Genomic DNA, 19,957 nt, shown 5'->3' on the forward strand with positions numbered 1-19,957 from the left:
GACGGCGATGCGCTGGAAGCCTTTGCCGCGCCCGATGCGGACGGGCACACATTATTGATGCAGGCGGCCGCGACCATGCGTCTGTCGGCGCGGGCCTATACCCGGATATTGCGCGTCGCGCGCACTATCGCTGATCTTGACGGGTCAACCGGCATTCACCGTATTCACATTGCCGAGGCGCTGAGTTACCGCCGCCACGCCCCGCGCGCATAATCATTCAGTAACGCGTCAGGCCGGTGCGCTGTACAAGCATCATGAACGCCGGGCGGGCCTTGCTGGCCAATGCCCCCTGCATAACGAAGGTACCCCGCGATTTCTGCAACGCATGATACCTCTGCCGGATATGCGAATCCGGACAACCAGGCCGATTGGACGCGGCGCGCAGTCGGCATCGCACTGGCGTTAATGCTCGAGGCGTTGCTGCTGTTGCTGCTGTTGACGCTGGGGATTATCGGTGAAGACCGGGCGCGGCCTCCGGCGGAATTTGTGAAATTCACGGCGTCAGAACTGACCGAAAAATCCGATCCAGAACCTGAGCAGGACCGCGCTGAAACCCAGTCCGACGCCCCTTCTGACAGCCCAGCGGAATTCGCGCAAAAAGAACCAGATCGCCCCACAGCTATAGCCATAGAAACGGCCCCACCGGTAGTGCGCCGAAAGCCAGCGCCGCAATTAATGCCGCTGGATCCCAGCCAGATGGCGGCTGCTGACATATCGAAAACGCCGAGGACCGCGCCGGGAAATGATGGCCCGGCCTATGGTCCGCCAGACACAGGCACTCCGGGTGACACGCAGCGGGTCAGCGGGTCGTCCCCTACCGGCGAGCCGCTTTATGCCGCGCGGTGGTACCGGGAGCCGAGCGATGCGGAACTGGCGGGATATCTGTCCACAGCCAGCGGGCCTGGATATGCCATTATTGCCTGCCAGACTGTGCCCGATTTCCGGGTCGATCATTGCGCATTGGAGACCGAATATCCCAGCGGATCACAGATCGGCCGGTCCGTCATGGCTGCCGCCTGGCAATTCCGCGTACGGCCCCCGCGCATTGGCGGGAGATCCCAAGTCGGGGCCTGGGTCCGGATCAAAATTGATTACGCGGTCAGGCGGCCCTGACAGAGGACTTCTTGGCGGCATGGACCGGCACGCTTGCACAGTGTCGAACGCGCTGCCAAATGGTCTGCCAGATAGCCGCAGAACGGGGGCGTACGCGTGATGGCATTGTGGAATGTATCCTTGCTGATCCATATTGGCGCGGCGCTGTATATTGCGGCCTTTCTGATCCGTGACGAGCTGCTGTTGCGGTTGCTGGTTCTGGCAGGATCGGCCTTTTACCTGCTATATTACTATCTGTTTCCGGCAGAGCCGCTGTGGGACGCCATCATTACCACACTCATCTTGATGGCGGCCAACATGTTTGTCCTGACACACGTCGTGCTGGAGCGGACAACGCTGCGTCTGAGCGACGAGGAGAAGGCGCTGTTCGACGCGTTCGAAACGCTGACTCCGGGCCAGTTCCGGCATATCGCAAAACTGGCGGTGTGGAAAACGGCAAGCGAGGAGGACGGCACCGTGCTCACGCGGGAGGCCGAACCATCGCGGTCGTTATTCTATATCTTCAGCGGGGTGATTTCGGTTGAGAAGGGTGACCGGCAGTTCCGTTTGCCGGAAGGGAATTTTGTTGGCGAGATTGCCTATGTTCTGGGGCGCGACACCACCGCGACCACAGTCGCGCCGGAGGGTGTCCGTTATGTCGCGTGGTCATCCGATGCCTTGCGGGCATTGAGCAAAAAGAAACCCAATCTGGGCAATGCGGTCACTGCATTGCTGACCCGCGATCTGGCGCGCAAGCTCACCGCCAGCTATCGGCCCGATACCGCCCTGCCCGCCAATCAGGAAACCTCAAAACTGATGGCTGCAATGGGCCAGTGATCGCCCGGGACATGCGGCTAACTATATACCGCGCGGATATGTTTGCCGTTCAAATCAGTCCGGTCGCCGCGTTGTAAAGGCGCGGCGGAAACAGCTGTGCTGCCATCTGCGCGGATACCCAGAACCGCGCGGTCAGCCAGCCGCAGATCATTGGGCCCCAATATGCGGCCGTCATGGGCGAGCATCGACACCGGGCCGATCGGCAGCCGGTCCTGTGTATCGACGAGCACCGGATTCTCCTCAGTCTCGACCCCGTATTTCTGGCCCCATTGGCGCAGGGCCAGCATCGCTGGCAGCAGGTCGAGGCCCTTTTCAGTCAGGCGATATTCAATGCGCCGCTTGTCATCGGCGCAGGGTTCACGGTTCAAAATGCCGTGTTGCACCAGCTTGGCCAGCCGGTTGGACAGGATATTGCGCGCAATACCCAGCTCGGTCAGGAATTCCTCAAAATGATGCAGGCCGTTGAAGCTGGCGCGCAGGATCATAAATGACCACCGCTCCCCCATCACTTCCAACGCTTCGGGCAGACCGCATACGGTCAGCTCTCTCAGCGGTTCTCTCAGATCGCCCATAAATCATCCTCTTGCAGGCACTCTAGCGCGCTTTGAATATCGCTCAACGCTCAAATTGCATTTTCAGTTTTGATATGAAATCCATCCTGCCGCAGGGACGCTGTATATGCGGTGCGTGATGCTGCTCTCCTCCGGCGCAGTTTCACAGCCAGCAGCCAATGCCGGGATCTATGCGTTTTTTGCAGGCTGCCAGATTATCGCGGCGCCAGAGCCGCTGCGTGCCATCCCCCAAATCCGCCCATGCGCATTGGCGAAACCGGCGAACGCGTTATCGTTCAGGCCAGAAAAGGGCCCTGACTGGCCACATTATGCCAGCAAGCCCCGCTCGTTCAGATCATGTTCCAGCCGATCCGCATCGGTGAACAGATGTGTCTGCCAGCCAAGCCGGTCCGCGCTGTGGATATTGGCGGAATTATCATCCACAAACAGCATGCGGCCGGGCGCAAAGCCGAAACGCTGCTGCGCCAGATGAAATATGGCCGGATCCGGCTTTGCCAGTTTCTCTGTACCTGACACCACTATATCGCGGAAAAATTGCAGCTCTGGCCGGGTCGGGAAAAACTGCGCCCAGAACTCATCGCCGAAATTGGTTATCGCAAACAAAGGCATACCGGCCCCCGCCAGCCGCTCAATGATACTGGCCGTGCCTGCTACCGGCCCAGGAATAGTTTCCAGAAACCGCGCGCGATAGGCATTGATCAGATCGGCATAGGCGGGAAATTGCGCCGTGCGTTCGGGCAGCATATCATCCAGCGGGCGGCCCGCATCATGTTGGAAATGCCATTCTTCGGTCACGACATGGGTCAGGAACCAGTCCAGCTCCTGCGCATCGTCAATCAGTTTCGCGAACAGATGCCGCAAATCCCATTCGACGATCACCCGGCCCACATCGAACACGACAGCGGCCAGTGGTGCGTTTTCGATCCCGTTTCCCATCTGCCCTTCAGACATACAAAAAGCCCCCGCTTTCACGGAGGCCTTTTGGGTGCATCATCCCGCGATCGGATCGCGGTGACGGCATGATTAACCCTGACGCGCCTTGAAGCGGCGGTTGGTTTTGTTGATCACGTAAGTGCGCCCGCGGCGGCGGATAACGCGGCAATCACGGTGACGGTTTTTCAGCGACTTGAGGCTGTTACGGATTTTCATCGGTCAATTTTTCCAAAAAGAAGGGCACCGGAGACAGACCCCGATGCCGGAATTTATGCAGCGCAATTAGGGCGCGAATCGTCATCAGTCAAGCGATTGTCTGGCGGGCGGGATGGTATTGCCGCGCGGCATGCCGCTGCTTAAATCATGCCTTCCCGCCTCTGATTTCGCCCAGTTTACGTTCCCATTGCAGCGCATGGCGAATAATCTCGTCCAGATCGGCATGCTCTGGCTGCCAGGGCAATGTGGCACGAATCCGTGACGGGTCCGAAATGAGCGATGCCGGATCCCCCGCCCGGCGCGGCTGCATTTCGCGCGCAATTGTCCGGTTGGTGACGCGGTCCACGGCGTCCAAAACTTCAAGCACGGAAAAACCGCTGCCATAACCGCAATTCATGGTCAGCGATCGGTCCGGCTGCTTCATCAACGCCTCCAGCGCCAGCACATGCGCCGCCGCCAGATCCGAGACATGGATATAATCGCGAACACCGGTGCCGTCAGGCGTGTCATAGTCAGTACCGAATACCGCGACAGATTCGCGCATACCCAGCGCGGCCTCCACCGCGACTTTGATCAGATGTGTCGCACCCGCTGTCGATTGCCCGCTGCGGCCCTGCGGATCGGCACCCGCAACATTGAAATAGCGCAAGGCGCAGAAATTGAGATCATGCGCGAATGCCGTATCGCCCAGCATCTGCTCGGTCATTAATTTGGACCAGCCATAGGGATTGATCGGAATTTGCGGCGTATCTTCGGTAACAGGCGACACTGCGGGCACGCCGTAGGTCGCGGCTGTCGAGCTGAAAATGAAATGCGGCACGCCCCCGGTTACCGCAGCCTCTATCAAAGCGCGGCTTTTGACAGTGTTATTATGATAATATTTGAGCGGATTATCGACCGATTCCGGCACCACGATGGAGCCAGCAAAATGCATGATCGCGCCCACTTTCTGTTCGGCGATGATCCGCGCAATCAGCGCCGCATCCTCAATATCGCCTTCATAAAACGATACCGCATCGGGCACGGCAAAACGGAAGCCCGTGGTCAGATTATCAACCACGGCCACTGGCCATCCGCCATCGCGCAAGGCGAGTACGGCGTGACTGCCAATATAGCCCGCGCCGCCTGTTACGAGGATGGTAGGTTTGGAGATGGTAGGTTTGGGCATGGATTTAAGCGCCTTCAGAAAGTTGTTACCAGGGCCATAGCAATTCCGGGCGAGCGATTGGTTAACGCCTATAGCGTTTGTTTACCAGTGCTGGCCCGTGCGATGCTGGCCCGTGCGATGCTGGCCTGTGCGATGCTGGCCTGTGCAAGTCTGGCTTCGCGTGGCATAGTGGTTTAGGCGCAGGGACAGATGGCGGGGCGAAGGAGAACGAGTATGACGATTTACAGACTGATTGCCGCATCATGTATGGCCGCAGGGCTTTCTGCATGCGCCGCTGGCCCGAAAGTAAGCCCGGTGGAAATCACCCGGTTTCATCAGGCGGCGACTGTCCAACAGCTGGGCATGGGCACCATCTTTATCGAAACCGCGTCTGATGACGGTCTGACCGCGCTTGACCTTGCGCCTTACAAATCGGCGCTTGCCACTGAATTGATGGAAGTTGGGTACCGCGAAACCGCGCGCGCCGAAGCGCAATATATCGCGTCAATGTCTGTGGACCGGTATATCGCAGAGGAAGAACGCGGCCAGAGTCCGGTCAGCGTGGGCGCGGGGGGATCGACCGGCAGCTATGGTTCGGGCCTGGGGCTCGGCATCGGGATCAATCTGGGCGGCAGACAGCGCGAGATGCGCGGTACCGACATGGCTGTGCGCATCCGCGATGCCGCCAGCAGCGATGTCGTGTGGGAAGGCCGCGCCAGTTTTGCGGTCAGTGACAATTCGTCTTTATCGGACAATGCCGCCAATGCCTCTGCAATCGCCGATGCCCTGTTCCGCGAATTTCCCGGCAATAATGGCGAAACCGTTGCAGTAAGGGTCGCAAATTGACAGACATTCAGATCGATGCCGCATTCGATAGCGGGAATATCGAGGTGCTGTCGGTTGTTGGCAGCACCGCGCGTCTGGCAATCCGGCAGGATCACCACAGCGAGTTCAGGCAGTGGTTCCATTTCCGCCTGTCGGGGCAGGCCGGTCAGGAGGTCGAGCTGAACATCGAACAGATGGAAAGCACCGCCTATCCGCGCGGCTGGCCCGGCTATAATGCCCGTGTCAGCGAAGACCGCGAATATTGGGGCGTTGCCGCGACATCATATGACGCGAAGGAAAATGGCGGCACGCTGACCATCCGTTATACGCCCGCCAGCGATATCGCCTATTTTGCCTATTTCGCGCCCTATTCGATGGAACGCCATCATGATCTGATCGCAGAATGTGCCGCCAGCCAGGGCGTCACCTATCAGCGAATCGGCACCACACTGGACGGGCAGCCGCTCGATTATGTGCGGCTCGGCGAAGGCGAAACGCAGGTCTGGCTTTATGCCCGCCAGCACCCGGGCGAAACCCAGGCCGAATGGTGGATGGAAGGCGCTCTGGAATGCCTTACCGATGAAAGCGATACGCTCGCGCGCGAATTGCGCCGCAGATGCACATTCCACATCGTGCCGAATTGCAATCCTGACGGATCGCGCCGGGGTCATTTGCGCACCAATGCGGTGGGCGCGAACCTCAATCGCGAATGGCTTGACCCCAGCGACGACCGCGCGCCTGAAGTGAAAGCCATTTTGGCAAAAATGGACGAAACCGGCGTCCATTTCGCGATGGATGTCCACGGTGACGAAGCCATACCGGCGGTATTCCTGGCAGGGTATGAAGGCATTCCTGATCTGACCGAGGAGCATATCGGTCAGTTCAATCGCTACGAAGCAATCCTTGAGCGCCGGACGCCGGATTTTCAGACCAGGCTCGGCTACCCCAAAACGCCCGCTGGCAAAGGCAATCTGGGCATGTCGACCAATCATGTCGCGCACCGTTATGGTTGCCCCGCCATGACGCTGGAAATGCCGTATAAAGACAATCAGGATGCGCCCGACGCAGAGCAGAACTGGTCGCCTGAACGCTGCAAAATACTGGGCCGCGATTGCCTGGCGGCATTACTGGAATTTCTGGCAGGCTGACCGCGCTGGATTCAGCCGCGCTTCATCAATGTAAATTCCCCGAGGGCAGTCTTACACCGGCCGCGCCTTTGCGCTACGGTTACCGGATAGACGTCGCCAGTATCGGAGAATATAATGCCGCATTCACACAGGCTTTTCGGACGTAGACAGGTGCTTGCCGGGGCTGCTGCTGGTGCCGCGCTCCTGCCATTTGGTGCGCTGGCACGGGCTCAGGGTCTTGATCTTGCCAGTCTGCTCGAGTCGGCATCCGATGGCGCTCTCGACAAGCTGGCGGTGCCCGGCGCATTTTACGGCGATAAGGATGTCCGTATCGGGTTGCCCTTTGCCGGACGCAGCAGCGGGTTATTGGGATCGCTGCTCGGCGCGGGTGAACGGCTTGGTCTGCTTGACGGCTTGATTCGCACAGTCAACAATGCTGCGGGCGCAGCAGCGGGCGAGGCTAAGCCGATTTTCCGCACCGCGATCAGTGATATATCCTTCAGCGATGTGCCCGGTATTGTGCGTAGCGGTGATGGCGGCACACAATATCTGCGCGGCAGCGCCCATGAGGAGCTTCACGGCAAAATGACACCGCTGGTCGATAGCGCATTGGGCGATCTGGGCGCGTATAATGAATTGGATGCACTCTCGGAAAAACACAGTTTCGTGCGCCGCGCGGGCCTGTCACGCGCCGCCATGAGCCGCACCGTTGCCGATCAGGGCCTGGATGGAATTTTCAGCTATATGGGCAAAGAAGAACGCGCATTGCGCGCCAACCCGCTGAAACAGGCAGGCCGCTTGCTCGACCTGTTTTAAACCTGAACCAGGTTTTAATCCTGCATCAAACTGGCGGGCCCGAACGCAGCGGGTAACAGCACGCTCAGCTTGATCTGCTTGACCGTGTCTGCGCCGACGCACAGAATATCGGGATCGGTTCCGCCGAGTTGCGCCAGCTCGTTCAGCACCTGGCGGCACCGCCCGCACGGCGTGATCGGTACATCAGCCGGACCTGTTACGGCAGCCGCCACCAGGCCGCCGCGCCTGCCCGCATCCATCGCCTTGGCCGCCGCGACCGTTTCTGCACACAATGCCAGTCCGTAACTGGCATTTTCGATATTGGTGCCGGTTACCACGCTGCCATCAGCGAAACGCAGTGCCGCCCCGACCGCAAATCTGGAATAGGGGGAATAGGAATGGCGCGCCGCACCGCGCGCTGCGGCTATCAGATCATCATCACTCATGCGAAAAATTCCATCTGTCCTGACCGCAGCAAAAAGAACCGGGCGGAGCCAAAGCGGGGCAACGCGGTGCCGGCGATGGGATGCGCGGGGTGAAATGCCGGGGGGTGAAATGCCGGGGGGTGCGGTGCCGGGGGGTGAGTTGCCATTGATGTCACGGCTGCACCACCACCCACTCCAGCGGTTCTTCGGCGGCGGCGGTCTGCAAATGCGCGTTGGCGGACCACAGCAGCCAGGGCCGCACGGCATAACTGGGCGCAAACCGGGTCTGCTGGACCCACAGATTGCGCTCCAGTTTGGCCGAAATCGCATAATGGTCTTCAAATTCCGGAGTGATCTTGAGGATCACCGGTTTGCCGGTGTGATGTTCGATCTGGTTGATCAGCGTCATCAATTCGCTTTCAATCGCCGCATCGCTGACGCGTTTCGGGCACGTATCGGCCAGCCGGGTCAATGCGATGGCAGACGGCAGCAAGGCTTTCTCGCGCGGGACCATCGTTGCGAAATTGGCCGATTGACCGTCCGCCAGCACGCATGGATCAAACCGGTGGATCGCGCCGACCTGTAATCCGGCCTCGCGCGCTGCGGCGTAATTGGCGGTAAACCGGCTGTCACGGTGCCCCGCGCCGGTGCTGGCTTCCAGATAGACGAAATCCGCCCCGATCGCAGACAGGGTTCGGAAATCGGCCGGACCGGTCTGGCTGGTGACCACCGCGCCTTGATCGGGAAATGCCGCCTCTTGCGGGGTCCAGTGCTGGATATCCCACCACAGCCACAGCGCCGCTACTCCCGCCATCAGAACCAGCGCCGCAATAATGCGCCAGAGCCAGCCGCGTGGTCTGCGTTTGCGCGCCATCGATCCCCTATCCCTTGATATGGAGCACGCAAATCAGCGTGAACAGGCGCCGAGCGGTCGCAAAATCGGTCTCGACCTTGCCTTCGAGCCGCTCCAGCAGCAATTCCGCCGCGCCATTGTGCACTCCGCGCCGCGCCATATCGATCGTCTCGATCTCCGCCGGGGTGGCCTTGCGGATGGCCTGATAATAGCTGTCGCAGATCGCAAAATACTCGCGGATCGGGCGGCGGAACCGGCCCAGGCCCAAAATCAGCGTTTCAAGCAATGCGCCTTCGGGGTTGGTAATCGTCAGCCCCAGCCGCCCGTCCTGCACCGCCAGCGCCAGATGATACGGCCCATTATGGCCAGCGTCCGACGCGCGCACCGGTCGGAAGCTGTTTTCCTCAATCAGATCAAAAATCGCTACGCGGCGTTCCTGCTCAATATCGGCGCTGCGCCACAGGATCGTATCCTCGTCGAGCGTGATCTGGGCAATGCGCCAATTGGGATCGGGAGTTTCCGGCATGAAGCCTCCCCATCGCAGATAGGTAGGGGGCCGTGCAAGCCTTTCGCGGGTCATCCCCACTATCCACAGGCAGTTGGTGCAACACTGCATCCGATTTGTCGCAAACACTCTTGCTATTGGATGGGTAGAGCCTCCAAAGAAGCGCCATGCCCGAGCACGATCTTCTTGAACGCACCGCCACCCAATCCGCGCCTGATTCGGGAAATGGTGCGCCGAAAGGTCAGACGCTGCCCGCCAATATAGAGGCGGAGGCGGCGTTTCTGGGCGCGGTCCTGATCGATAATCGCGTGATCGAGGAATTACCGGCCGCCATCCGCCCTGAACATTTCTTCGAGCCTGCTCACCAGCGTATCTATGGGCGAATTCTGACCTTGCTCGACCGCAGCGCGGTGGTGACCCCGGTAACACTCAGGCCATATTTCGAGGCGGATGACGCGCTGAAGAAAATGGGCGGCATAGCCTATCTCGCGCAGCTTACAGCGGACCGACAGGGTCTGCTCGCCCCGCGTGAACTGGCGCAGCAGATCTATGATCTGGCGCTGCTGCGCGAATTGGTGACGGTGGGCCGCACTCTGGTAGAGGGCGCGCTTGATACCTCACAAGATGTCGCGCCATTGCAGCAGATCGAACTGGCCGAGGCGTCGCTGTTCCAAGTGGCCGAAGGTGCTGGCGCGCAAAGCGAGGCCTCGCCGTTCAGCTCTGCATCGACCAAGGCGCTCGGGCTGATCGAAACCGCGATCAATTCTGGCGGCAGCATCTCGGGAAAAACCACTGGCCTCACCAGTATCAACCAGAAAATCGGCGGTTTGCACGATTCCGATCTGATCATTCTGGCGGGCCGTCCAGGCATGGGGAAAACCTCTCTGGTCACCAATATCGCGTTCAATTGCGCCGACCGGTTTCTGCGCGATCAGGCCGACGGGATCGAGAAATCGGTCGGGGCGTCGGTGGCATTTTTCAGTCTGGAGATGAGCGCGGATCAGCTTGCCACGCGGATCCTGTCCGAACAGGCGGGCATTTCGTCCGAAGCCCTGCGGATGGGCAAAATCAGCCGCGAGGATTTCCAGCGGCTCAGCTTTGCCAGTCAGCGGCTGGCCGATCTGCCGCTATATATTGACGATACGCCCGCCCTTACTATCGCGGCACTGCGCACCCGCGCCCGCCGGTTGAAGCGCAAGCATGATATCGGCCTGATCGTGGTGGATTATCTGCAATTGCTGCAGGGCACAGGCCGCGCCAATGACAACCGCGTGAATGAGATTTCGGAAATTAGCCGGGGCCTCAAAACGCTGGCTAAGGAGCTGGAACTGCCGGTTATTGCATTGTCCCAGCTAAGCCGGGCGGTTGAACAGCGCGAAGACAAGACCCCAATGCTGTCCGATCTGCGCGAATCGGGTTCGATCGAGCAGGATGCCGATATGGTCTGGTTCGTGTACCGCGAGGATTACTACGTCCAATCAAAAGAACCCAAGCGGCCGATCGAAACCGATGACCAGAAAGTCCATGAAGCCCACGCCGCGTGGATGGCCGAAATGGAGCAGGTCTTTGGCCTGGCTGAATTGGTGGTGGCGAAACAGCGTCATGGCTCGACCGGCAAAGTGCGGATGAAGTTTGAAGCGCGCATCACCAAATTCTCCGATCTGGCAGAGGATGATCCGCGCGCCAATTATGATGGTTCGCTCTAGCGGTTCAGTTTCCGGCATTCAGACGGCGGGTTACCGTGTAATCCAGCGTCGACACCAAAAACCAGCCCATCCGCCATTGCAGCTGGGTCCACACATTGCTGCGCTGCCTGTGCAGATCATAGGTCACATGTACCGAGGCATCCTGCAGCCCGTCGATAAATTCACGTATCCGCGCCGCCAGCCCGGCATCATCAATCCGGAACATCATCTCCAGATTGAGCCGGATTGACCGATGATCAAAATTGGCGCTGCCAAAATAGGTTACATCATCAATAACCAGCAGCTTCATATGCAGCTTGCTGGGCTGAAACTCGTAAATCTGCGCGCCCTTGCGCAGCATCCCGCCATATAATGCGCGCGATGCGCCAATGGTTGCGCCATTATCGGATTTGCCCGCCATGATCAGCCGCACCGCGCCGCGCTTTGCAATGCGCCGGATATGCCGGCGGAAACTGCGCGGAGGGGAGAAATACGCCATCACAACGTCCAGCTTCTCCGCCTGTGCAAGATCGCGTTTCACGCCCCGGGCCCAATTGCTGGCAGCGCGCGTGGGGCCGCCCAAGGTCAATTGTACGCGGCCATTGCCGGGCGTCCAGTTTTTCACAAGTTTGCGGATGGCGCGGAACTGGGTGGTATCGTCGCGCGCCCAGTCCCATAATTTTTCGTACCAATCGAGCAGCGGCGCAATGGTCGCGCCGGTCATGGAGACGCCCATATCGTTCCAGCCATTTTCCGCAGGCGGAGCGAAATAGTGGTTGGAAATGTTGAACCCGCCGACCATTGCGCGCTGCTCGTCCGCGATGGTCATTTTCTGATGGTTGCGGATGAAATAGCGGCGGCTCCATTTGGCGGAGAATACGGTGAATGCCCCGCCCGCCTCGGTCACCGGATCAAAAAAGCTGTTTTCCGCATCGGTGCCAAACCTGTCCACCAGCAACCGCACTTTCACGCCGCGCTGCGCCGCATCGGCAATGGCATCGCGCACTTTGGTACCGCACGCATCATCCTGAAACATGTAGTAGAATATGTCGAGCGAGGACTGCGCCGAGGCAATCATGTCCAGCAATGCATCGAGCCGGTCCTGCCCGCATGGCAGGAATGTCAGCGAGACATCATCCGTCTCGACCGAAAAGGGCGGAGGGTCCTGATAATCCGAAATGGTGTCTGGCGTGGTCACTGCGCTGCATGTGGCCATCCCCGCACGCAAGAGCAAGGGCTTTGTTATGGCTGCATCGCCCAATGCATCGCCCAATGCATGGCCCAGTGCATGGCTCGGTGGGTGTGGGGCATGGCTCGGTGTGGGGGGTGTGCCGCGATGCGGCTGCGCGCAAATTGTTGACTCGCGCACATGCGCGGCCTATTTGGCAAACTTTCCCGAAACACTTGTTTTATCGGAGTGCTCATGGCGCGCGTTACCGTCGAAGATTGCGTTGATAAGGTCCCTAACCGTTTTGATCTGGTTTTGCTTGCTGCGCAGCGCGCGCGCGAAATTTCTGGCGGCGCGGAACTCACATTGGACCGCAACCGTGACAAGAACCCGGTCGTTGCGCTGCGCGAAGTGGCCGAACAGACGGTCAAGCCGAAGGATCTGAAAGAAAGCGTTGTCACCGGTTTGCAGAAAATCCTGCCCGATGATGAAGACGAGGCGGATGAAGTCTCCTCGCTCAGCCAATCGGCAGAAGCGTTGCGGATTACCGCATCCGCCCCGACCCGCTCGACATCGATCGGGTCCGATTACGATGGCTGATTGCCGCCGCTGACCGCGGGACGCGATTTTTGCAGTCCTGCTTTGGGTCACAGGCCGAAACATAACGGGTCGCTCCTTGACGGGGCGGCCCGTTTTGTTTGGATGCCGCCAGGCGAATGACAGCCCACCGAATCAGGAGCGATCAGCGGCATGGCGACCGTGGCGGTTTACAGTGTGAAAGGCGGTGTCGGTAAAACGACTTTGGCAGCCAATCTGGCGTGGTGCTCTGCCGCGATATCCTGCCGTGAAACATTGCTGTGGGATCTGGACGCCTCTGGCGGAGCCGCATTCCTGCTGGGGGTCGATCCGAAAAAGAAAAAGCGCGTCACCAGCGTCTTCTCGCAGGAATATGATCCGCACCGCCTGATCCGCGCGACTGGCCATTCCAGGCTGGACGTGTTGCCGGCGGATGAAAGCATTCGCGCGCTGGACCGGCAATTGATGAAGATCGGCAAGCGCAAACGCCTCGCCAAACTCGGCGCGGGACTAAGCAAGAAATATGACCGGATCGTGCTTGATTGCCCGCCAGTTTTGAACGAGCTGAGTGCTCAGATCATGCGCGCTTGCGATCTGGTAATCGTGCCTTTGCCGCCCTCGCCATTATCCACCCGCGCATTCGATCTGGTTGCGCAGGAAGTGAAATCCGCCATCCAGCCGCATCCGCCAATATTGCCGGTGCTGTCGATGATTGACATGCGCCGCACATTGCACCGCGAAGCGCGCGCGCAAGCGTCCGACTGGCCGGTTATCCCGCTCGCCAGTGCAGCCGAACAATGCGCCGTGCGCCAGCAGCCGGTGGGCGTGTTTGCCCCGCGATCGCCATCAGCCCAGAGCTTTGCGCAGCTATGGACCGCGATCGAACGCAAACTGGCCGCGCTGAAAAAGTAATCTCCACTCGTAATATCATAGCCGCTTCGCTAGGCTGAGAGCATGAGCGGGGACGGGATCGAGGCAGCTGGCCAAATTGCGGAAGGCGCCATAGCTGCCCGCGCGGCAGAACGCGCGCATGGGCAGCGCGGCAATCCGCCTGCGTCCAAAGGCCATTTCGATGAGCGGGACTGTCTGAATTGCGGGACGGCACTGGACGGAAATTACTGCCGTCATTGCGGGCAGAAGGCGCATTTGCACCGGACATTGGCGGCATTCGGCCATGACCTGATGCACGGGGTCCTGCATCTCGATGGCAAGCTGTGGCGCACGCTGCCACTGTTGTTTTTCAAACCGGGGGAGATAACGCGGCGTTATATCGAGGGCGAGCGCGCCAAATTCGTCTCCCCAATGGCAATGTTCCTGTTCAGCGTGTTTGTGATGTTTGCCGTTTTCCAGGCAGTTGGACTGACGACTCCCGCCACTCTACAGACCCCAGGAGAGGTGCAAACGGCGCTCGATCAACCCTTGATTGACGCGAAACAGAAGCGCGATGAGGCGCAGGCGGCGCTCCGCACTGTATCTGCCGGCAATCCTGAACGGGCCTCTGCCGAAGCGGCGCTGCTCGAAGCTGAGGAGGAGCTGGCGGCCATTGAGGCGGCAGCTGAGATTGTGACCAAAGGCAGCGATGGCCAGATAAAATTCAGCGGAACCGGGATCCGCTCGTTTGACGAAGGCTTGATCAGGAAATGGCGCGATAATCCCGGATTGATGCTGTATAAATTGCAGAATAACAGTTACAAATTCTCATGGATACTCATCCCGCTTTCGGTACCGTTCGTGTGGCTGCTGTTTTTCTGGAAACGTCAGTTCACGGTTTATGACCATGCGATTTTCGTAACCTATTCGCTCGCATTCATATCGCTGCTGTTCATTATCGTGTCGGTATTGGGCAAGATCGGGGTATGGGCCCCTGCGCTTGTCTGCGCGGCCATCCTGATCCCGCCAATTCATATCTATAAGCAGCTGCGTTACGGTTATTCATTGAGCCGAAGCGGCGCGCTGTGGCGGACTTTCACTCTCACCAATCTAATCGCCTTTGTGGTGATTGTGTTATTTCTCTGGCTGCTGCTTTTACTGGGGGCGTTCTGACATAGACGGTGTCTGTTGGAGGGCGTTTCTAACAGGGATATTTTTGTTTCATCAGCGCAAAGAATGCGGTGCGCACGGTTACATTCGCGCGGCGCGATTGCGGGTAGCTGGTGAAATGCGCCATCAATTCTTCGCTATTCATCGAACCTTTGGCGGGCGGGCAGCTATGCGGTGTGCGCCCTGCGGCCTTATCGCGCGTAATGCGCGCACGGTAATCGGCGCTGGCACCCTCGACCTCGCCCTTGAGCACTTTCATATCGCTGGAGAACAAAGCGAGCGCGCCTTTCTCGATCAGCCGCTCAGCTTTGGGAATGAACACCGCCAGGTTCATATCGCCCGCTTTTGCCGCCAGGGGCGAAGCGAGCAATATGGCTGGCGCAAGAAGTGCTGACCCAATACGCATGAACAGGGGCTCCCGAATGATCCGGAAGCCCCTGTGATATGTCAGCATTGAATAGCGGATGAACCGCCATGCAATATTGGGTCAGGCGCCCTGCGGCTGCGCACCGCCCGGCCCGCCAAACTTCTTGCCCGCTTTCGGGATGGCCGATGTGGAGGCCGGTTTCACCGAGCCTGTGCCCGATGGTTTGTCGGGCCGGTCCATTTTGCCGGTTTCCATCAACTGGTTGATCTCGTCGCCTGTCAATGTTTCATATTCCAGCATGGCCTGGGCAAGCAGATGGAGTTTATCCTCCTGTTCACGCAAGATGGTTTCTGCCCGGTTCAGACCGCCTTCGACCAGAGCCTTGATCTCGGCATCGATCAGCTTGTTGGTTTCCGCGCCTGCCATTGTCCGCTGGGTCGATCCCATGCCGAGATAGCCTTCCTGGCTGGCCTCATATTGCAGCGGGCCAAGCTTCTCGGACATACCCCATTTGGTCACCATATTGCGCGCCAGATCGGTTGCATATTGAATGTCAGAGGATGCCCCGCTGGAGACTTTATCATGGCCGAAGATAATATCCTCTGCCACGCGCCCGCCCATCGCAACCGCAAGGTTGGCGTGCATTTTATCGCGGTGATAGGAATAATTATCCCGCTCTGGCAAACGCATTACCATCCCCAAGGCGCGGCCGCGCGGAATGATCGTTGCCTTGTGGATCGGGTCCGATGCCGGCTCGTTGAGCGATACCAGCGCATGGCCCGCCTCGTGATAGGCGGTCATTTTCTTCTCGTCATCGGTCATGACCATAGAGCGGCGCTCTGTCCCCATCATGACCTTGTCCTTGGCGTCTTCAAATTCCTGCATTGCGACCAGGCGCTTGTTCCGGCGCGCAGCCAGCAAAGCCGCTTCGTTGACAAGATTGGCCAGATCCGCGCCAGAGAATCCCGGCGTGCCGCGCGCGATCGTGCGGGCATTGACATCGGGTGCAAGCGGAGTTTTCTTCATGTGTACGCCGAGAATTTTCTCGCGCCCTTCAATATCAGGAACGGGCACGACAACCTGACGGTCAAACCGGCCCGGGCGCAGCAATGCCGGGTCGAGCACATCAGGGCGGTTGGTCGCCGCGACAATGATGATGCCTTCATTGGCCTCAAACCCGTCCATCTCGACCAGTAACTGGTTGAGCGTCTGTTCGCGCTCATCATTGGAATTGCCGATCCCGTTGCCGCGGTGGCGTCCAACCGCGTCGATCTCGTCAATAAAGACGATGCATGGCGCGTTTTTCTTGGCCTGTTCAAACATGTCGCGGACCCGGCTTGCGCCGACCCCGACAAACATCTCGACAAAGTCGGAGCCGGAGATGGTGAAGAACGGTACGCCTGCCTCGCCAGCGATTGCGCGGGCAAGCAATGTTTTACCGGTACCCGGCGAACCGACCAGCAGAGCGCCTTTCGGAATTTGACCGCCAAGTTTCGAGAAACGCTGCGGATCTTTCAGAAATTCGACGACTTCCTCCAGCTCTTCACGCGCTTCATCAATACCGGCGACATCGGCGAAAGTGACTTTACCCGACCGTTCGGTCAGCATTTTGGCTTTCGATTTGCCGAACCCCATCGCGCCGCCCGCGCCGCCGCCCTTTTGCACCTGGCGCAGAGCGAAGAAGGCGATGCCCAAAATAAGAATGAATGGCAGCGACTGGATCAGGATCATCAGCAGCGGATTCATCTGCTCGCGCGCGGCACCTGAATAGGTCACGCCTTTTTCATCGAGCAGTTCGGTCAGCTTGGCATCGCTGGTAACCGGAACAGTGGTGAAATATTCACCGTTTTTCAGCTTACCGGTAATTTTGTCGGGCGCTATCTGGACTTCTTCCACCAGGCCCTGCGACACCTGATCGCGGAAACCCGAATACTGGATTTCGGTCGAGGGTGGCTGGCTCGCGCCGCCAAACATGGTCACCACCAGCAGCAGTGCCATAAAAATCCCGCCCCAGATCATCAGACTCTTCATCCAAGGGTTGGGGGCTTGCGGTTCGTTGTCGTCATTCATCGGCGCAAAAGTCCTTTCTTACCCGTGTAATGTAGGGCACGAGACGTGAATGGCAAGATAACGCAGCATGCCATATAAATGTTTGTTTTTTCGATTACTCTGATCGGGCATAGGCGGTGAGGAAGACATCGACCGCGCCCTCGATCCGTTCCTGTGTGCGTTCGGGGTCATGCGTGGCGCCGAATCGGCGCTCCAGATCGCCAAATCCCTTGCACATCGACACGAATTGTTCCGCTGCCAGCGCCAGGTCATCAATCTGCAGACATCCCGCCGCCACTTCCCGGCGGAGCATCTCGACAAAATTATTGCGCATGTTGCGCGGACCCGCATCGAGGAACGAGCGCCCGATTTCCGGTGCATGTTCGGTCTCGGCGGCGATGCGCAGTTCAAACCGGGTCATTTCAGGCCGCGCCAGAAACGCAGTCATCGCTTTCCCCAGATGCAGCAACCGGTCGCGCAAAGCACCCGGCGTGTTCAGATCAAGCGTGAAATAGCCGCGCATTCTGGTGCATTCATGCTCGACCGTCGCGATGAACAATCCGCGCTTATCGCCGAAATGATTATACACGGTAACTTTGGAAACGCCCGCCTTGCTGGCAACCTGCTCGATCGCGGTCGCGGCAAAACCGACATCGAAAAACATCTGTGAGGCGGCCTCGATAATCGCGTCGCGCTTGCCCTCATCCGCCGGGCGCCCAAGGCGCGCGCCGGGCCGTTCAGCAGGAGGTGGCGAAGTATCAGTTGACAAAGTGAACGACCCCGTTCAGTTAAACGCTATCGTTCAATATGTAGGGTCGCGGCACGCAAACCGCAACCCGCCGTCACTGTAAGGGGTACCTGCGTGCTGTGGATCGCCATCCGAATGCTCACCGGCGATAGGCAAAAATTCTACGGGCTGCTGTTCGGCATTGCCTTTTCGACTTTGCTCATCACTCAGCAGCTCACGATTTTCGTCAATCTGGTCGAGCGCGGCGCGAGCGGTGTCTATAATGTACCCACTGCTGATGTATGGGTAATGGACGCGGTCAGCCGCACCACCGACGTCAATTTCGCCATGCCGTCAACCGCGCTCGACAAGGTGCGCGGTGTATCCGGTGTCGAATGGGCGGTCCCCCATCTGCGCGGGAGTGCTGCGGTACGGACACAGGAGGGCGATCTGGAAGGCGTCAACATTATCGGCGTTGATGATGCGACGCTGATTGGTCTGCCCAAGAATATGGTCGAGGGCCGCACCGATGTGTTGGCGCAGCCTGACAGCGTTATCATCGATGATGTCGGCGTATCGAACCTGTTTGAAGACGGGCAGTCACCGATTGGCGAACGGCTCGAACTTAACGACCAGCGGGCGATTATCCGCGGCGTGGCCGATTCGATCCCCAGCTTCACCAGTCAGGTCGTGCTTTACACCAAATACAGCCAGGCGCTGCGATATGTGCCTGGCACACGCAACCGGATGAGCTTCGTGCTGGTTGGTGCCGCTGATGGCGTTTCACCATCCGCCCTGGCCGCGCACATCACCGAGCGAACCGGTCTGCGCGCCCGCACCCGCGATGAATTTGCCCAGGACGGCGTAGATTTCATCATTCAGAATACCGGCATCCCGATCAATTTCGGCATCACCGTGGTGCTGGGCTTTATTGTGGGTGTTGCCATTGTCGGCCTGACATTCAGCCTGTTTATTCGCGATAATATCAAGCAGTTCGGCGCGCTCAAGGCGATCGGGGTTACCAATCGCAAGATTGCCGGCATGGTTGGGGTCCAGGCAAGTATGGTGGGCCTTATCGGCTATGGTCTCGGAGTTCTGGGAACGGTTGGCTTCATCAACGCCTTTTCGGCCAATCCGACATTCAAGGGCTTTTACATCCCGTGGCAGATCCCGCTGATTTCCTTAGCTGCGATGATCCTGATCATTGTGCTGACCGGATGGATCGCGCTGCGCGGGGTGATGAAAACCGAACCGGCGGCGGTGTTCAGATGAGCGGGACCGCATCCGCGACCCCGCCGGCGCAAACCACGCCCGCCATCCGCACACGCGGGGTCACGCGCGATTTCAAGGCCGGACAGCAGACCATCCGCGTTTTGCACGGCATTGATCTGGATGTCTGCCCGGGCGAGCTGACCTATCTGGTGGGCGAATCCGGATCGGGCAAAACCACGATGATCTCGATCATGTGCGGTATCCTGTGGCCGACCGAGGGCGAGGTGGAGGTTTTCGGCACGGATATTTATGCCCTGTCGGACAATGATCTGGTCAATTTCCGGTTGCAGAATATCGGCTTTATTTTCCAGCAATATAATCTGATTCCTTCGATCGATGCAGCCGCCAATGCTGCGGTCCCCCTAATCGCCCAGGGCATGGACCGGCGCGAAGCACGAGAGCGGGCTGCGGCCATGCTGGATAAGCTTAATATTGGTGATCAGGCGGCCAAGCTGCCCAGCCAGCTATCGGGCGGACAGCAACAACGGGTCGCGATTGCCCGCGCTCTGGTGCATGAACCGCGTCTGGTGGTGTGCGACGAGCCAACTGCGGCGCTCGATGCGAAATCTGGCCGCACAGTGATGGATCTGCTGCGCGAAGTGGGCGTGGCAGACAACCGCTCGGTCATCATTGTCACGCACGATAACCGCATTTTCGATCTCGCTGACCGGATCCTCGTTCTGGAAGACGGCCGCATCACGCATGATGGCACCGACATGCCCGACGACCATTAAACCCGCCCGCAT

Annotated in this window: 22 protein-coding genes and 1 pseudogene; 12 read left to right on the plus strand and 11 right to left on the minus strand. The window is 59.0% G+C overall.

Annotated features, from left to right (window positions below; all coding sequences use genetic code 11):
- From WA922_RS09370 to WA922_RS09380, 3 genes and pseudogenes are all read left to right on the plus strand, one after another.
- Positions 1-213: pseudogene (locus WA922_RS09370) on the plus strand (YifB family Mg chelatase-like AAA ATPase); the annotation flags it as partial.
- 192 nt (positions 214-405) lie between these two features.
- On the plus strand, positions 406-1,113 hold the full coding sequence (locus WA922_RS09375; protein ID WP_424771442.1) for a hypothetical protein: 708 nt from the start codon (positions 406-408) through the stop codon (positions 1,111-1,113).
- 99 nt (positions 1,114-1,212) lie between these two features.
- Positions 1,213-1,929, plus strand: a complete 717-nt coding sequence (locus tag WA922_RS09380; RefSeq protein ID WP_424771443.1) for a Crp/Fnr family transcriptional regulator — start codon at positions 1,213-1,215, stop codon at positions 1,927-1,929.
- A gap of 17 nt (positions 1,930-1,946) precedes the next feature.
- On the opposite strand, the gene WA922_RS09385 is transcribed toward WA922_RS09380, so the two are convergent.
- The 4 genes from WA922_RS09385 to galE all read right to left on the minus strand — a co-directional run bounded on the left by WA922_RS09385 (position 1,947) and on the right by galE (position 4,818).
- Entirely contained in the window at positions 1,947-2,501 is a 555-nt protein-coding gene (locus tag WA922_RS09385; protein ID WP_424771444.1) for a winged helix-turn-helix transcriptional regulator, read from the minus strand.
- A gap of 306 nt (positions 2,502-2,807) precedes the next feature.
- Positions 2,808-3,452, minus strand: a complete 645-nt coding sequence (locus WA922_RS09390) for an HAD family hydrolase (RefSeq protein WP_424771445.1) — start codon at positions 3,450-3,452, stop codon at positions 2,808-2,810.
- Positions 3,453-3,524: 72 nt separating this feature from the next.
- Positions 3,525-3,650 (minus strand): type B 50S ribosomal protein L36, encoded by a 126-nt coding sequence (gene ykgO, locus WA922_RS09395; RefSeq protein ID WP_007165381.1) that lies wholly within the window; start codon positions 3,648-3,650, stop codon positions 3,525-3,527.
- Positions 3,651-3,795: 145 nt separating this feature from the next.
- Positions 3,796-4,818, minus strand: coding sequence for a UDP-glucose 4-epimerase GalE (gene galE / locus WA922_RS09400; RefSeq protein ID WP_424771446.1), 1,023 nt, complete (start codon positions 4,816-4,818; stop codon positions 3,796-3,798).
- A gap of 213 nt (positions 4,819-5,031) precedes the next feature.
- Here galE and WA922_RS09405 point away from each other — a divergent pair, with 213 nt between their 5' ends.
- From WA922_RS09405 to WA922_RS09415, 3 genes are all read left to right on the plus strand, one after another.
- Positions 5,032-5,643 carry a DUF4136 domain-containing protein gene (locus WA922_RS09405; RefSeq protein ID WP_424771447.1) on the plus strand — a complete coding sequence of 204 codons (612 nt, stop codon included), beginning with the start codon at positions 5,032-5,034 and terminating at the stop codon, positions 5,641-5,643.
- A complete protein-coding gene (locus WA922_RS09410) occupies positions 5,640-6,770 on the plus strand; it encodes a M14 family metallopeptidase (protein ID WP_424771448.1) in 1,131 nt (376 codons plus the stop codon). Before WA922_RS09405 ends, WA922_RS09410 begins: the two co-directional genes overlap by 4 nt.
- A 114-nt stretch (positions 6,771-6,884) precedes the next feature.
- Positions 6,885-7,565 carry a DUF4197 family protein gene (locus WA922_RS09415; protein ID WP_424771449.1) on the plus strand — a complete coding sequence of 227 codons (681 nt, stop codon included), beginning with the start codon at positions 6,885-6,887 and terminating at the stop codon, positions 7,563-7,565.
- Between the two features lie 14 nt (positions 7,566-7,579).
- Here WA922_RS09415 and WA922_RS09420 read toward each other — a convergent pair whose 3' ends face one another.
- From WA922_RS09420 to WA922_RS09430, 3 genes are all read right to left on the minus strand, one after another.
- Complete coding sequence (locus WA922_RS09420; RefSeq protein WP_424771450.1) at positions 7,580-7,990, minus strand: cytidine deaminase; 411 nt, start codon at positions 7,988-7,990, stop codon at positions 7,580-7,582.
- Positions 7,991-8,141: 151 nt separating this feature from the next.
- The gene (locus tag WA922_RS09425; RefSeq protein ID WP_424771451.1) at positions 8,142-8,843 is read right to left on the minus strand and encodes a GH25 family lysozyme; all 702 of its coding nucleotides are present in this window, start codon (positions 8,841-8,843) and stop codon (positions 8,142-8,144) included.
- Positions 8,844-8,850: 7 nt separating this feature from the next.
- Positions 8,851-9,348 carry a UPF0262 family protein gene (locus WA922_RS09430; RefSeq protein WP_424771452.1) on the minus strand — a complete coding sequence of 166 codons (498 nt, stop codon included), beginning with the start codon at positions 9,346-9,348 and terminating at the stop codon, positions 8,851-8,853.
- Positions 9,349-9,494: 146 nt separating this feature from the next.
- On the opposite strand from WA922_RS09430, the gene WA922_RS09435 reads away from it, so the two are divergent.
- The gene (locus WA922_RS09435; RefSeq protein WP_424771453.1) at positions 9,495-11,033 is read left to right on the plus strand and encodes a replicative DNA helicase; all 1,539 of its coding nucleotides are present in this window, start codon (positions 9,495-9,497) and stop codon (positions 11,031-11,033) included.
- A gap of 4 nt (positions 11,034-11,037) precedes the next feature.
- Here WA922_RS09435 and WA922_RS09440 read toward each other — a convergent pair whose 3' ends face one another.
- The gene (locus WA922_RS09440; protein ID WP_424771454.1) at positions 11,038-12,210 is read right to left on the minus strand and encodes a phospholipase D-like domain-containing protein; all 1,173 of its coding nucleotides are present in this window, start codon (positions 12,208-12,210) and stop codon (positions 11,038-11,040) included.
- Between the two features lie 225 nt (positions 12,211-12,435).
- Between WA922_RS09440 and rpoZ the strand changes: the two genes are divergently transcribed.
- The 3 genes from rpoZ to WA922_RS09455 all read left to right on the plus strand — a co-directional run bounded on the left by rpoZ (position 12,436) and on the right by WA922_RS09455 (position 14,799).
- Positions 12,436-12,780 carry a DNA-directed RNA polymerase subunit omega gene (rpoZ, locus tag WA922_RS09445; RefSeq protein WP_424771455.1) on the plus strand — a complete coding sequence of 115 codons (345 nt, stop codon included), beginning with the start codon at positions 12,436-12,438 and terminating at the stop codon, positions 12,778-12,780.
- Positions 12,781-12,930: 150 nt separating this feature from the next.
- Complete coding sequence (locus WA922_RS09450; protein ID WP_424771456.1) at positions 12,931-13,668, plus strand: ParA family protein; 738 nt, start codon at positions 12,931-12,933, stop codon at positions 13,666-13,668.
- 42 nt (positions 13,669-13,710) lie between these two features.
- The gene (locus WA922_RS09455; protein WP_424771457.1) at positions 13,711-14,799 is read left to right on the plus strand and encodes a DUF3667 domain-containing protein; all 1,089 of its coding nucleotides are present in this window, start codon (positions 13,711-13,713) and stop codon (positions 14,797-14,799) included.
- Between the two features lie 28 nt (positions 14,800-14,827).
- On the opposite strand, the gene WA922_RS09460 is transcribed toward WA922_RS09455, so the two are convergent.
- The 3 genes from WA922_RS09460 to WA922_RS09470 all read right to left on the minus strand — a co-directional run bounded on the left by WA922_RS09460 (position 14,828) and on the right by WA922_RS09470 (position 17,981).
- On the minus strand, positions 14,828-15,202 hold the full coding sequence (locus tag WA922_RS09460) for a hypothetical protein (protein WP_424771458.1): 375 nt from the start codon (positions 15,200-15,202) through the stop codon (positions 14,828-14,830).
- Positions 15,203-15,283: 81 nt separating this feature from the next.
- On the minus strand, positions 15,284-17,233 hold the full coding sequence (ftsH, locus tag WA922_RS09465; RefSeq protein ID WP_424771459.1) for an ATP-dependent zinc metalloprotease FtsH: 1,950 nt from the start codon (positions 17,231-17,233) through the stop codon (positions 15,284-15,286).
- 94 nt (positions 17,234-17,327) lie between these two features.
- Positions 17,328-17,981, minus strand: coding sequence for a TetR/AcrR family transcriptional regulator (locus WA922_RS09470; RefSeq protein ID WP_424771460.1), 654 nt, complete (start codon positions 17,979-17,981; stop codon positions 17,328-17,330).
- A 93-nt stretch (positions 17,982-18,074) separates the two neighbouring features.
- On the opposite strand from WA922_RS09470, the gene WA922_RS09475 reads away from it, so the two are divergent.
- Both WA922_RS09475 and WA922_RS09480 read left to right on the plus strand, forming a co-directional pair.
- Entirely contained in the window at positions 18,075-19,211 is a 1,137-nt protein-coding gene (locus tag WA922_RS09475; RefSeq protein WP_424771461.1) for an ABC transporter permease, read from the plus strand.
- Positions 19,208-19,945, plus strand: coding sequence for an ABC transporter ATP-binding protein (locus WA922_RS09480; RefSeq protein WP_424771462.1), 738 nt, complete (start codon positions 19,208-19,210; stop codon positions 19,943-19,945). The genes WA922_RS09475 and WA922_RS09480 overlap by 4 nt, the downstream gene beginning before the upstream one ends.
- Positions 19,946-19,957 lie beyond the last annotated feature (12 nt).

It is taken from the genome of Pontixanthobacter sp., assembly GCF_049682855.1.
GTDB lineage: Bacteria > Pseudomonadota > Alphaproteobacteria > Sphingomonadales > Sphingomonadaceae > Pontixanthobacter.